The following is a 13,011-nucleotide window of genomic DNA, read 5'->3' as shown; positions in this document are numbered from 1 at the left end:
AGTGTCCCCCGACAGGAGCCAGCCCCATGCCCCGTCTCGCCGTCTACTCCCTGATCGTCTGCGTCCTCGCGGTCGCGGCGGCGGTCGTCTCGTTCGTCCAGGGCAGCTTCCTGGGCGTCGTGTGGGTGCTGCTGGCGGGCCTGTCGTCCAACATGACCTGGTACTACTTCAAGCGCGGGAAGGTCCGTCGGTCGGTCACGGGTTGACGGCGCAGATCTCCGGGGTGCCCTGCCAGAACCGGTACAGCGTCTCGCCGCAGTAGGTCTCGAAGTCGCCGATGCCCAGACCGCCGAGCACGGAGTCGACCACGTCGAAGAACGCGCCGTTGACCGCCGGCACCCACAGCAGCGCGAACACGAACAGCAGCCCGAACGGCGCGAACGGCTCCACCTGCCGCTTCACGTCGTACGACAGCCAGGGCTCGATGATGCCGTAGCCGTCCAGGCCCGGCACCGGCAGGAAGTTCAGGATCGCCGCCGTGACCTGGAGGAGGGCGAGGAACGCGAGCGCGAACCGGAAGTCCGCCGGCACGCCGTCCAGCGCGTCCAACCAGAACGGGGCGGTGCACACGACGGCGAACAGCACGTTGGTCAGCGGGCCCGCCGCCGAGATCAGGCTGTGCCGCCAGCGCCCCCGGATCCGGCCACGCTCGATGAAGACGGCGCCGCCCGGCAGGCCGATCCCCCCCATGATCACGAACAGCACCGGCAGCACGATGCTCAGCAAGGCGTGCGTGTACTTGAGGGGATTGAGCGTCAGATACCCCTTCGCGCCGACCGAGATGTCGCCGCTGTGCAGGGCGGTGCGCGCGTGCGCGTACTCGTGCAGGCAGAGGGAGACGATCCAGGCGCCGGTCACGAACAGGAACACGGCCACACCGGGCTGCTCGGCGAAGCCGGTCCAGGTGGCCCAGCCCGTGACCGCGGTGACGGTCAGTATCCCGAGGAAGACGGGGCTGATCCGCCGGTCACTGTGGCGGGAGAGGGCGGTGGTCATCAGCGGGTGCTCCTGGGGTGCGAGGTCGGGACCGGTGGCCGGCTGCCCGACCGTACCGGGCGTAAGGGGAAAACGTCTCGCGGCAGGTCATCGGTTCCTAGGAAAGTGGGGCGATCGTCCTGGCAACGGCAACGGCAACGGCAACGGCAACGCGGCAACGGCCCCGGCGCCGTGACCCCTGCCGCGCCCACCGGAGAGAATGGATCCCGTGCGCTATCGCATCCTCGGCACCACCCAGGCACTCCGGACCGACGGCACCACCGTCGCCGTCGGCGGGGCGCGGCTGCGCGCCCTGCTGACCGTGCTGGCGCTGCGGGCCGGTCGGAGCGTGCCCGTGGGGCTGCTCGTGGACGAGGTCTGGTCCGGTGAGCCGCCCGCCGACGCGCCCGGCGCGCTTCAGGCACTGGTCGGCCGGCTGCGCCGCGCCCTCGGCGCCGACGCCATCGCCTCGGCGGACGGCGGCTACCGGCTCACCGCCCCGCCCGACGCCGTCGACCTGCACCGTTTCGAGCGGCTGACGGCCGACGGCCTGGGCGCGCTCGGCGACGGCGACCCCGCCAAGGCCGCCGTCCTCCTCGACGACGCCCTCGCCCTCTGGCAGGGCCCGGCTCTCGCCGACCTGCCCGACCGCACCGCCGAGGCGGCCCGCCGGGAGGCCCGCCGCCTGGACGCGGTACGCGCCCGCCACACCGCCGCCCTCGCCCTCGGCCAGGCCGAGCGGTCCCTGCCCGAACTGACCGCCCTGTGCGACGCCCACCCCCTGGACGAGCCCCTTCAGGCCCTGCGCCTGCGCGCCCTGCGCGACGCGGGCCGCACCGCCGAGGCCCTGGCCGCCTACGAGTCCGTACGTCGCCTGCTCGTCACCCGCCTCGGCTCCGACCCCGGCCCCGCACTCCGCGCCCTCCACACCGAACTCCTCACCCCGACGGAACTTCCGCGCCGGCCCTCCCGCACCGCCCCGGCCTCCACCCGTCCCGACCCGGAGCCCGTCCGCCCCACCCCGCCGCCCGGCAACCTCCGCGCCCGGCTCACCTCCTTCGTCGGGCGGGAGGGTGACATCGAGGCCATCCGCGGGGATCTGGACGCTGCCCGGCTGGTCACGCTGCTCGGACCCGGTGGGGCCGGGAAGACACGGTTGTCGCAGGAGGCCGCCGAGACCGTGGGGGACGCCGCCCCGGACGGGGTGTGGCTGGTGGAGCTGGCGCCGGTCGCCGACCCCGACGCCGTACCGCAGGCCGTCCTCACCGGTGTGGGGGCCCGCGAGACCGTGCTCTACGGCGCCGGCGCGGAGGAGATGCGCGTGGCGGTCGCCGAACGGCACGACGACCCCGTGGAGCGCCTCGTCGAGCACTGCGCACGCCGCCGCATGCTGATCGTCCTCGACAACTGCGAGCACGTCGTCGAGAGCGCCGCCCGCCTGGTGGAGGACCTGCTCAAGCGCTGTCCGGAACTCACGGTCCTCGCCACCAGCCGCGAACCCCTCGGCGTGCCGGGCGAGTTGCTGCGGCCGGTGGAGCCGCTGCCCGAGCCGGCCGCGCTGCGGCTGTTCGCCGAGCGCGGCGCGGCCGCCCGCCCCGGCTTCCGCGTCGACGACGACCTCGAGGCCTGCGCCGAGATCTGCCGCCGGCTGGACGGCCTGCCGCTCGCCATCGAGCTGGCCGCCGCCCGACTGCGCATGCTCACCGCCCGCCAGATCGCGGACCGGCTCGACGACCGCTTCCGGCTGCTGACCTCCGGCAGCCGTACCGTCCTGCCCCGTCAGCAGACGCTGCGGGCCGTCGTCGACTGGTCCTGGGACCTCCTCGACGAGGACGAACGCGAGGTCCTCGGCCGGCTGTCGGTCTTCGCCCGCGGCTGCGATCTCGCCGCGGCGGAGGCCGTGTGCGGTCCGGCCGCCCTGGAAGCGCTCGGCTCCCTCGTCGACAAGTCCCTCGTCGTGGCCGCCCCCGCCCCGGACGGCGTCATGCGCTACCGGCTCCTGGAGACCGTCGCCGAGTACGCCGCCGCCCGCCTCGACGAGTCCGGTGCCCGCCCGCGCGCCGAGCGCGCGCACCTGACGTACTACCGCGAACTCGCCCGCACCACCGAGCCGTCGCTGCGCGGCCGAGGGCAGCGCGCCGCCATCGCCCGGTTCCAGCTCGAGTACGAGAACCTGCGCACCGCGCTGCGCCGCGCGGTCGCCGAGCGCGACGAGCACGAGGCGCTGTGTCTCGCCCTCTCCCTCGTCACGTACTGGCACATGCGCGACCTGCGCATCGAGGCCCGCAACTGGTGCCGGGAGGTGATGTCCCTCGGCCCCGACCCCTTCGCCGAGCCCGTACGTCCCGCAGCCCCCGTCTGGAAGCCCTGCACCGACGCTCCGCCGCCGATGACCGGCGAGGTCCTCGCGGAGGCCCGGCGCGGCGTCCACCTGGCCCATCTCGCCTGCATGGACACGGAACTGGACGCCTGGCAGAACCCGACCGCCCAGGCCAAACTGCGGGCGATCGCCGACACCTACGTCCCCGGTCTCCCGCAGACCTGCCGCAGTCCCGGCCTGTTCTGGTTCTACGCCGTCATGCTCACCGGCGACATGGAACGCATCCGCGTCATCATCGACGCCAACATCCGCACCGCGCGCGCGACCCCCGGCTACGAGTGGGAGCTGGCCGTCTGCCTCCAGATGCGCGCCAACGTGCTGGCCAACCGCTCCGACTGGGCGGGCGACGCCACCCGGGACGCCGACGAGTCCCTGGAGATCTTCCGCCGTTTCGGCGACGCCTGGGGCACCGCCGAGGCGCTCTCCGCACGCGCGGAGGCCCACGAGCGGGTGGGCGCCTACCGCCGGGCCGCCGCCGACTACGAGGCGGCCTTGGTCCACGCCGAAGAACTCGACGCCCGCAGTCAGTCGGCGGTGCTGTCGGCCCGGCTGGGCAGCGCGCTGCTGGAGGCCGGCGAGGAGGAGCGCGGCGAACGCATCCTGCGCGAGGTCATCGACCGCATCGACGGCACCGTCAACGAGGCGATGCCCGCCGCCCGGCTCTACCTCTCGGGCCACCTCGCCGTGACCGGTCGCACCGCCGAGGCACGCGAGCAACTGGAACTGCTGCGCGCGGAGTTCGTCCTCGCGCACTTCGTCGTCTTCGACGCCCTGATCCTCGGCGCGGAGGCCTGGCTGGACACGGTCGAGGAGCGCTACGAGGAGGCCTTGGTGACCATCCGCGAAGCCCTGCGGCGGGCGAACGACCCGCTGTCCACGGCCATCGCCCCGCACCTGCGCTCCTTCTACCTGACCATCGCCGCGATCGCCCTCACCGGCACCGGCGAGGGCCGCGCCGAGGCGGCCGCCCGCTGCCTCGGTGCCGCCGACGCCCAGCTGCCGCCCCGGCACGTCTCGCCGCGCCTCGAGTCCGAGTGCCGGGAACGCGCCACGGCCGGCGTCCGGGCCGCGCTCGGCGAGGAGGCGTACACCGCCGCCTACGCCGAGGGCGGCGGCCTCTCCTACGAGGAGGCCGCCGCCCTGGTGTGAGGCACCCGGTCAGCTCTTGGTGCGGAACTTGTGGATCGCGACCGGCGCCATCAGCGCGGTCAGCCCCACCGACCAGGCCAGCGTCACCCACAGACCGTGCGCGACCGGACCACCGATCATCAGCCCCCGCGCGGCGTCCGCGAGGGCCGACAGCGGGTTGTAGTCGGTGAAGTTGCGCAGCCAGTCCGGCATCGAGGCGGTCGGCGCGAAGATCGACGAGCCGAACTGGAGCGGCATCAGCACCAGGAAGCCCATCGCCTGCACGGACTGCGCGTTCTTCATCACCACGCCGAGCGTGAGGAACACCCACATCAGGGCGAACCCGAACGTCGCGGACAGTGCCACGGAGGCCAGCAGCCCGGACCAGCTGGTGATCTCGAAGCCGACCAGCACCGCGACGACCATCAGCACCACCGTCGCGAACAGCATCCGCATCAGTTCGACCGCGATCTTCGCGAACAGCACCGAGCCGCGCCCGATCGGCAGCGACCGGAAGCGGTCCATGACACCGGAGTTGAAGTCCTGGTTGAACCCGGTGCCCACACCCTGCGCCATGTTCATCCCCATCATGGCCAGCAGACCGGGGATGACGTACTGGACGTACTCCTCCTGCCCGCCGCCCAGCGACTGGCCGATGGAGCCGCCGAAGACGTACACGAACAGCAGGGTGAAGACGACCGGGAAGAGGATCGCGTCGAACATCGACTCCGGGTCCTGCCGGATCCACAGCAGGTTGCGGCGCACCAGCGCGCCGGTGTGCCGCAGATGGGCCCGCAGCGAGATGGGCGCGTCGGCACCCCGGAGGTCGGCCGGGGTGACGGTGGCGGTGGCGGCGCTCATACGGCGACCTCCTCGAGGGCGTTTCCGGCGGGCACGGTGCCCTGCGGCGCACCGGCACGGTGGCCGGTGAGGGACAGGAACACCTCGTCCAGACTGGGCAGTTCGGTGGTGATGGAGGAGAGCGTGAAACCGCGCGCGGTGACCGTGCCGACCACGGCGGTGAGCTGCTCGTCGCTCAGCACCGGCACCAGCACCGAGCCGCGCTCGGCATCCACGACGGTGCCGGCGAGGCCGGTGATGCCCATCTCGTCCAGGGCACGGGCCAGTGGGCGCAGATGCACCGGGTCGGCCGGGCGCACCCGCAGGGTCCGTCCGCCCACGCGGGCCTTCAGCTCCTCGATGCCTCCCGTGGCGATGACCTTGCCCCGGTCGACGACGGTCAGCTCGGAGGCGAGCTGCTCGGCCTCCTCCATGTACTGGGTGGTCAGCAGAACCGTCACCCCCTCGCCGACCATCGACTTCACCTCCGACCACACCTCGTTGCGGGTGCGGGGGTCGAGGCCGGTGGTCGGCTCGTCGAGGAAGAGGACGGCGGGCCGGCCGATCATCGACGCGGCGAGGTCGAGGCGCCGTCGCATGCCGCCGGAGTACGTTCCCACCGGACGCCGGGCGGCCTCCGTGAGCGAGAACCGCTCCAGCAGTTCGTCGGCGCGGGTCCGGGCCTCCTTGCGGGGCAGATCGAGCAGCCGTCCGATGAGGTACAGGTTCTCCCACCCGGGGAGTTTCTCGTCCACGGAGGCGTACTGGCCGGTGAGGCCGATGACGCGGCGGAGCTGGCGGGGCTGGCGTACGACGTCGTAGCCGACGACGGTCGCCTGGCCGGCGTCGGGGGCGAGCAGCGTGGACAGGATCCGCACGAGGGTGGTCTTCCCGGCGCCGTTCGGCCCGAGCACCCCCATGACGGTGCCCTCCCGCACGTCGAGGTCCACCCCGTCCAGTGCCTTGGTCTCCCCGTAGTGCTTGACCAGCCCCCGCACGGTGACGGCGCGGGACGCGCCGCTGGGGTTGTTGTCGATGCGTGTCATGCCACTGAAGGTGCCAGCCGCCACCGACAGACCGCCTACATCCGGCCGACAGCCGCCTACGGAGCACCGACAGCCGCCTCCGCGGTACCGACACCGCCGTCGATCACCCACGATCACAGCGACCGTCGATCCAGGCCCCACGGCGGCGACCGACCACGTCCGCGAGAGCGGCGCCGGTTCAGGCGCGAAGGGGGCAGCCCGCCGACGGGGGAAGATCGGCGGGCTGCCCGTGGTGCCGAGATGGCTCTAGTGGACGGAGTGCTCCTCCTGCGGGAACGTTCCGCCGACCACGTCCTCCGCGAACGCCTTCGCCGCGTCGCCCATGACCTCACGGAGGTTCGCGTACTGCTTGACGAACTTCGGCACCCGCCCCCCGGTCAGCCCCATCATGTCCGTCCAGACCAGGACCTGGGCATCCGTCTCCGCCCCGGCCCCGATCCCGACCGTCGGAATGTGCAGCACGCGCGTGACCTCGGCCGCCAGCTCCGCCGGCACCAGCTCCAGCACGACCGCGAACGCCCCCGCGTCCTGGACGGCCTTCGCGTCCCGCAGCAACTGCGCGGCGGCTTCCTCACCGCGCCCCTGCACGCGGTACCCCATGGCGTTCACGGACTGCGGGGTGAGCCCGATGTGGGCCATGACGGGGATGCCGGACTCGACGAGCAGCTCGATCTGCCGGTGCGACCGCTCGCCGCCCTCCAGCTTCACGGCGCCGACCCCGGCCTCCTTGACCAGCCTGGTCGCGCTGCGCAGCGCCTGTACGGGACCTTCCTGGTACGACCCGAAGGGCAGGTCGCCGACGATGAGGGCACGCTGGGTGCCCCGCACGACGGCGGCCGAGAGCATGGTCATCTCGTCGAGGGTGACGGGCACGGTGGTCTCGTACCCCAGGTGGCAGTTGCCCGCCGAGTCGCCGACGAGCATCACGGGGATGCCGGCCTCGTCGAAGACGGACGCGGTCATCGCGTCGTAGGCGGTGAGCATGGGCCACTTCTCGCCCCGCTCCTTGGCGGCGGCGATGTCGCGGACGGTGATACGGCGCGTGCCCTTGCCCCCGTACAGCGCCTTGCTGCCGTCGGAGGGCTTCGTCTGGGCGGCCGAAAGCTGCGTCATTGCAACGGCTCCTTACGTCATCTCGAGGCGCCCTCACGGCGTCCCCGGACCACGTCCATGGTGGCACCTCGTGCCAGGGAGGGCCAGAGCACCCCCTGTGGGTAAAACCTCAGTAAGAGCATCCGATACGAGACGGTCCCGTATCGAAATAGGCTTAGGCTCGGAGACATGACCACTCCTGTCGTCCCTCCGGCACCCCGCACACCGGAAGCCGTGCACCGGCGGCGCTGGGCGATCCTCGGCGTGCTGATGCTGAGCCTGCTGATCGTGGTGCTCGACAACTCGATCCTGAACGTCGCGATCAAGACCATCTCCACCCCGGCCCCGGTCGGCCTCGGCGCCACCCAGAGCGAGCTGGAGTGGGCCATAAACTCCTACACGCTCGTCTTCGCGGGCCTGCTGTTCTCCGCCGGCCTGCTGGGAGACCGGCTGGGCCGCAAGAAGGTACTCCTCGGCGGCCTCGTGGTCTTCGGCATCGGCTCCGCACTGGCCGCAGAGTCCGGTTCACCCGCCCAGCTCATCGCCTTCCGGGCGTTGATGGCCCTCGGCGCGGCGTTCGTGATGCCCGCGACCCTCGCCGTCCTCATGAACGTCTTCGAGCGGGAGGAGCAGCCCAAGGCGATCGGCATCTGGGCCGGCGGCGTCGGCCTCGCCATCGCCATCGGCCCGATCACCGGCGGCCTCCTCCTCGACCACTTCTGGTGGGGCTCGGTCTTCCTCGTCAACGTGCCGATCGTGATCACCGCCGTCGCGCTGATGGCGTGGCTGGTGCCGGACTCGCGCGACCCCGCCCCCGGCCGGCTCGACCCCATCGGCGTCGTCCTGTCCGTCGTCGGCCTGGTCCTGCTCGTCTACGGCATCATCAAGGGCGGCGAGCTGGCCGACTTCACCGATCCGACCGTGCTGGCCACGATCTCCGCCGGACTCGTGGTCCTCGCCGCGTTCGTGGTGTTCGAGAAGCGCAGCGACCATCCGTCCATCGATGTCGGCTACTTCCGCAACAAGGTGTTCTCGGCCGCGATCGGCGTCATCGCGCTGGTCTTCTTCGCGCTGATGGGTGTGACCTTCTTCTCGGTCTTCTACACCCAGAGCGTGCGCGGCTACTCGCCGCTCCAGACCGGCCTGCTGATGCTGCCACTGGCCGTCGCCCAGATCGTCTTCGCGCCACGGGCCCGTCTGGTCGTGGACCGGTTCGGCAACAAGGCCACGACCACGGGCGGCATGCTCCTCATCGCGGCGACGCTGGTGGCGTTCGCCACGCTGGACGCCGACACGCCGATCTGGCTGCTGGAGGTCGTGTTCTTCCTGATGGGCGCCGGAATGGCTCACATCATGACCCCGACCAGCGTCGTCATCATGCAGGCGCTGCCCCGCGAGAAGGCCGGCTCCGCGTCCGCGCTCAGCAACACCTTCCGCCAGGTCGGCGGCGCGCTCGGCATCGCCGTCCTCGGCTCCGTACTGTCCACGGCGTACCGAACGGACATCGAGGACAGGCTCGGCACGGTACCGGCCGGGCTGCGCGACACGGCGGGGGAGTCGATCGAGGCGACCCTGGGCGTCGCGGCGAAGCTCGGCCCGCGCGGCGATTCCCTGGTCGGCCCGGCCAACGACGCGTTCCTGCACGCCATGCACGTGACCGCGCTGTGCGGGGCCGGGGTCGCGCTGGTCGGCGCGGTGGTCGTCGCCGTGTTCCTGCCGGGCCGGCCGGGGGAGCCCGAGAGGACGGCGGAGCAGGGCGAGTTGGTGCCCACCGACTCGTAGCCGGGCACCGCACTCGGGGAGCGGAACTCGTGGAGCGGGGCTCGGGGGCCCGGGTTTGTGGAGCGGGGCTCGTGGGCCGGGGCCCGTGGAGCGCGGACGGCCGTACGAGGCGCCCCCGCGGCCCCGCCGTCCCGGCCCGAACCACTGGGACCCCCGGACACCCTGGATCACCTGGAATCCCCTGGGCGAGAATGCCCCGAGCGTGACGAAAGGACGGTCGTGAACTCTGCCGAGACCTCCGCCGACAACGGGACAGCCGCCGAGCCGCCCCCACGGCCCGTCCGGGGACGGCCGCGCAGCGAGGCCGTGGAACGGGCCATCGTCGAGGGGACGATGAAGCTGCTGGAGGAGGGGACTCCGCTCGGTGAACTGTCCATCGAGCGGATCGCCCGCACCGCCGGAGTCGGCAAGGCGGCCATCTACCGCCGTTGGAAGGGGAAGGAGGAGCTGTTCGTCGACGTCCTGCGGGCCGTCGAGCCGGAGGAACCCGACCTCCCGGGCACCTCCATGCGTGACGACCTCGTGGCGCTGCTGGAGTGGCTGCGCCGACGCGGACTGGCAAGCCGGTCCTCGGCGATCCTGCGCACCGCCCAGGCCCAGATGAAGAGCAGCCCCAAGATCTGGGAGGCGTACCACAACACGGTCATCGCACCCCGGCGCCGACTGGGCATCGACGTCCTGCGACGCGGCCAGCGCGACGGTGAACTCCGCGCCGACCTCGACGCCGACCTGGTCAACGACCTGTTCATGGGCCCCATGCTGGTCCGTGCCGTCCTGCGACCCGACGCCGACCTCACCGAGGGCCTCGCGGAGCGCATCGTCGACACGCTGCTCGACGGTCTGCGTCCCACCGGTGCGCACTCCGCCGGCGAGGACACCGGCCCACGGTCCGTCAGTTCCCCGGCGGCCCCGCCCGAATGTGCGCGGTTCGTCACAGACCACCCCTGACGGCCCGCGTTCGGAACCCCCCGCGGCACTCCGTTCGTCCTCGTGCCTGTTGGGCCGTCATGGGACGGCGGGATCCGAGCCGATCATCCCCTAGGGTCGTAGGCACGGGGGAGACGGTGTGCACGGCAGGTAGTGAGGCAACGGTATGGCGCAGCAGGCGTATGTGACGGAGACGGACAACGGCGGCTCGGGTCCCGAGCGTCGGGGAGCCCGGCTTCGGCGCCTGTTCGCACGACTGGCCGGACGCCTGTCGGCCGGCTGGCGCGGTGATCCGAGAATCTGGCGCCGCGGCCTCGTCGTCGCCGTACTCGCGTCGCTGCTCGCCCTGGTGATGCTGGTGCACTCGCGCATCCCCAACCGGTTCGGCAACCTCGGCAGCCTCACGGAGACGTTCCTGCCGTGGCTCGGCGTCTTCATCCTGGTTTTCCTGGTGCTGGCCTTCGTGCGCAGGTCCGCGAGCGCGCTGATCGCCCTGGTGCTGCCGGCCGTGGTCTGGCTGAACCTCTTCGGCGGGCTGCTCGGCGACAAGACCGGCGGCGGCGGCGACCTCACGGTCGCCACGCACAACGTCAACGCCGACAACGCCGACCCCTCCGGCACCGCGCACGACGTGGCGGCCTCCGGCGCGGACGTGCTGGCCCTGGAGGAGCTGACCGAGTCGGCGGCGCCGGGGTACGAGAAGGCGCTCGCGGCGACGTACCGCTACCACTCCGTGCAGGGCACCGTCGGGCTGTGGAGCAGGTATCCGCTGAGCGATGTGGCGGCCGTCGACATCAAGCTGGGCTGGGTCCGCGCGATGCGCGCCACGGTGACCACGCCGCAGGGCCCGGTCGGTTTCTACGTCGCCCACCTCCCCTCGGTCCGCGTGAAGCTCCAGGCCGGGTTCACCGCCCGGCAGCGCGACAAGAGCGCGGACGCGCTGGGCGAGGCGATCGCCGCCGACCCGCTCAGCCGCAAGATCCTGCTCGGCGATCTCAACGGCACGATGAACGACCGCTCGCTGAACGCCGTCACCTCGCAGATGCGCTCCGCGCAGGGTGCCGCCGGCAGCGGGTTCGGTTTCACCTGGCCGGCGTCGTTCCCGATGGCCCGGATCGACCAGATCATGGTGACGGGTGTGGAGCCGGTCACCTCGTGGACGCTCCCCCGCACGAGCAGCGACCACTTGCCGGTCGCGGCTCGTGTGAAGGTCACCACACCGTAACCCTGTGGAATACCGGACCGGAGAGAGTTTGTTCCGTACTTGAACATAAGATGAGGGAACTCTCTCCTGAAAGGCACAGGCTCTTCCATGCCCCTGGCGCTGCTCGCCCTCGCCGCGGGTGCCTTCGGTATCGGCACCACCGAGTTCGTGATGATGGGCCTGCTGCCCGAAGTCGCCGACGACCTCGACATCTCCATCCCGACCGCCGGACACCTGGTCTCCGCGTACGCGCTCGGCGTCGTCATCGGCGCCCCGCTGCTCGCGGCGGTCACGGCGCGGATGTCCCGCCGCACGGTCCTGATCTCGCTCATGGTGCTGTTCGTCGCCGGCAACGCGCTGTCCGCGCTCGCCCCCGACGAGCACTGGCTGCTGGCCGCCCGGCTCCTCAGCGGGCTGCCGCACGGCGCCTTCTTCGGCGTCGGCGCGGTCGTGGCCACCACCATGGTCGCGCCGGAGCGCAGGGCCCGGTCCGTGTCCCTGATGTTCCTCGGGCTCACGGTCGCCAACATCGCGGGCGTGCCCGTGGCCACGCTCATGGGCCAGCACCTCGGCTGGCGGGCCACGTTCCTCGGGGTCAGCGCGATCGGTCTGGTCGCCATCGCCGCCCTCGCGCTGCTCGTCCCGCACGACCACGCGCACGCGCCGGCCGTCGGCCTGCGCGGTGAACTGGCCGCCCTGCGCTCCATGCCGGTGTGGCTGGCACTGGGCACGACGGTCGCGGGATTCGGCGCGCTGTTCTCCGCCTACAGCTACATCACGCCCATGCTGACGGACGCCGCCGGATACGCCGACTCCACCGTGACCCTGCTGCTGGCGCTGTTCGGCGTGGGCGCGACGATCGGCAACCTGCTGGGCGGGCGGCTCGCCGACCACGCCATGCGGGGCACGCTGTTCGGCGGGCTGACCGCGCTGGCGCTCGTGCTCGCGCTGTTCCCGCTGCTGATGTCCTCGACGTGGAGCGCGGCGGTCGGGGTGACTCTGCTGGGCACCGCGGCCTTCGTCACCGGCTCGCCGCTGCAACTGATGGTCATGGAGAAGGCGGCGGCCGGCCCGTCGCTGGCGTCGTCCGCGAACCAGGCGGCCTTCAACCTGGCGAACGCCGGCGGGGCGTGGATCGGCGGTCTGGCGCTGGCCGCCGGGCTCGGCGTGACGTCTCCGGCGATCACCGGCGCGGGACTCGCGGTGCTCGGCCTGGGCGTCGCCGCGGTGGCGGCCGCGGTGGACCGGCGCCGGGCGGTCGCCGCCCCGGCCGGGGGCGAGCGGGTGGTAGCCGGGCATGTCCCCGACCGCTCGGGCGCGCTGCACCACTGAGGGCCGGGCATCCGTTTCCGGCCGTCGAGCCGGGCGTGGTCGCACAGGGCAGGTCGGGCCGGGGCTTGTGCCGCGCGGGCGGCGGTGGGCCGCACGGGTCAGGTCAGGTCGGAGCCCGTGCCGCGCGGGCCGCGGTGGGCCGGCGCCGGGGTCGCCGGACGCGCTCGGCCGGTCGGGTGTGGTGCACCTCCGAGAGGGCGGCCGTCCCCCCGGCCGTCGAGCCGGGCGTGGTCGCACAGGGCAGGTCGGGCCGGGGCTTGTGCCGCGCGGGCGGCGGTGGGCCGCACGGGTCAGGTCAGGTCGGA

10 protein-coding genes are annotated in these 13,011 nt (G+C 72.4%); 6 read left to right on the top strand and 4 right to left on the bottom strand.

The annotated features are described in order from the left end of the window. Positions 1–26: 26 nt before the first annotated feature. Complete coding sequence (locus tag ACZ5Y0_RS00450) at positions 27–206, top strand: hypothetical protein (RefSeq protein ID WP_469126430.1); 180 nt, start codon at positions 27–29, stop codon at positions 204–206. Here ACZ5Y0_RS00450 and ACZ5Y0_RS00445 read toward each other — a convergent pair. Beyond that, positions 196–996, bottom strand: a complete 801-nt coding sequence (locus ACZ5Y0_RS00445; RefSeq protein ID WP_469126429.1) for a site-2 protease family protein — start codon at positions 994–996, stop codon at positions 196–198. The two genes, ACZ5Y0_RS00450 and ACZ5Y0_RS00445, sit on opposite strands and share 11 nt — an antisense overlap. Before the next feature lie 199 nt (positions 997–1,195). Between ACZ5Y0_RS00445 and ACZ5Y0_RS00440 the strand changes: the two genes are divergently transcribed. Further along, positions 1,196–4,504 (top strand): BTAD domain-containing putative transcriptional regulator, encoded by a 3,309-nt coding sequence (locus ACZ5Y0_RS00440; protein ID WP_469126428.1) that lies wholly within the window; start codon positions 1,196–1,198, stop codon positions 4,502–4,504. 9 nt (positions 4,505–4,513) lie between these two features. Here the strand turns inward: ACZ5Y0_RS00440 and ACZ5Y0_RS00435 are convergent, their stop codons facing one another. From ACZ5Y0_RS00435 to panB, 3 genes are all read right to left on the bottom strand, one after another. Continuing rightward, entirely contained in the window at positions 4,514–5,344 is an 831-nt protein-coding gene (locus ACZ5Y0_RS00435; RefSeq protein ID WP_469126427.1) for an ABC transporter permease, read from the bottom strand. Next, the gene (locus ACZ5Y0_RS00430) at positions 5,341–6,369 is read right to left on the bottom strand and encodes an ATP-binding cassette domain-containing protein (protein ID WP_469126426.1); all 1,029 of its coding nucleotides are present in this window, start codon (positions 6,367–6,369) and stop codon (positions 5,341–5,343) included. The genes ACZ5Y0_RS00435 and ACZ5Y0_RS00430 overlap by 4 nt, the downstream gene beginning before the upstream one ends. A 246-nt stretch (positions 6,370–6,615) precedes the next feature. Further along, entirely contained in the window at positions 6,616–7,482 is an 867-nt protein-coding gene (gene panB, locus ACZ5Y0_RS00425; protein WP_469126425.1) for a 3-methyl-2-oxobutanoate hydroxymethyltransferase, read from the bottom strand. Between the two features lie 168 nt (positions 7,483–7,650). Between panB and ACZ5Y0_RS00420 the strand changes: the two genes are divergently transcribed. The 4 genes from ACZ5Y0_RS00420 to ACZ5Y0_RS00405 all read left to right on the top strand — a co-directional run bounded on the left by ACZ5Y0_RS00420 (position 7,651) and on the right by ACZ5Y0_RS00405 (position 12,706). Beyond that, positions 7,651–9,243, top strand: coding sequence for an MFS transporter (locus ACZ5Y0_RS00420; RefSeq protein WP_469126424.1), 1,593 nt, complete (start codon positions 7,651–7,653; stop codon positions 9,241–9,243). Between the two features lie 219 nt (positions 9,244–9,462). Then, positions 9,463–10,191: a TetR/AcrR family transcriptional regulator gene (locus ACZ5Y0_RS00415; protein ID WP_469126423.1), complete on the top strand. Its 729-nt coding sequence runs from the start codon at positions 9,463–9,465 to the stop codon at positions 10,189–10,191. A gap of 145 nt (positions 10,192–10,336) precedes the next feature. Beyond that, entirely contained in the window at positions 10,337–11,395 is a 1,059-nt protein-coding gene (locus ACZ5Y0_RS00410; RefSeq protein ID WP_469126422.1) for an endonuclease/exonuclease/phosphatase family protein, read from the top strand. 87 nt (positions 11,396–11,482) lie between these two features. Then, a complete protein-coding gene (locus ACZ5Y0_RS00405; protein WP_469126421.1) occupies positions 11,483–12,706 on the top strand; it encodes an MFS transporter in 1,224 nt (407 codons plus the stop codon). Positions 12,707–13,011: the final 305 nt, after the last annotated feature.

This window comes from Streptomyces sp. NPDC033216 (assembly GCF_055577115.1).
The sequence above is the reverse complement of the archived record's forward strand: the minus strand, read 5'-3'. Positions and strand labels throughout refer to the sequence as shown.

Bases quoted from the DNA above. Each gene is read 5' to 3' on its own strand.
- ACZ5Y0_RS00450 (WP_469126430.1), top strand. From the start codon at position 27: ATGCCCCGTCTCGCCGTCTACTCCCTGATCGTCTGCGTCCTCGCGGTC.
- ACZ5Y0_RS00445 (WP_469126429.1), bottom strand. From the start codon at position 996: ATGACCACCGCCCTCTCCCGCCACAGTGACCGGCGGATCAGCCCCGTC.
- ACZ5Y0_RS00440 (WP_469126428.1), top strand. From the start codon at position 1,196: ATGGATCCCGTGCGCTATCGCATCCTCGGCACCACCCAGGCACTCCGG.
- ACZ5Y0_RS00435 (WP_469126427.1), bottom strand. From the start codon at position 5,344: ATGAGCGCCGCCACCGCCACCGTCACCCCGGCCGACCTCCGGGGTGCC.
- ACZ5Y0_RS00430 (WP_469126426.1), bottom strand. From the start codon at position 6,369: ATGACACGCATCGACAACAACCCCAGCGGCGCGTCCCGCGCCGTCACC.
- panB (WP_469126425.1), bottom strand. From the start codon at position 7,482: ATGACGCAGCTTTCGGCCGCCCAGACGAAGCCCTCCGACGGCAGCAAG.
- ACZ5Y0_RS00420 (WP_469126424.1), top strand. From the start codon at position 7,651: ATGACCACTCCTGTCGTCCCTCCGGCACCCCGCACACCGGAAGCCGTG.
- ACZ5Y0_RS00410 (WP_469126422.1), top strand. From the start codon at position 10,337: ATGGCGCAGCAGGCGTATGTGACGGAGACGGACAACGGCGGCTCGGGT.
- ACZ5Y0_RS00405 (WP_469126421.1), top strand. From the start codon at position 11,483: ATGCCCCTGGCGCTGCTCGCCCTCGCCGCGGGTGCCTTCGGTATCGGC.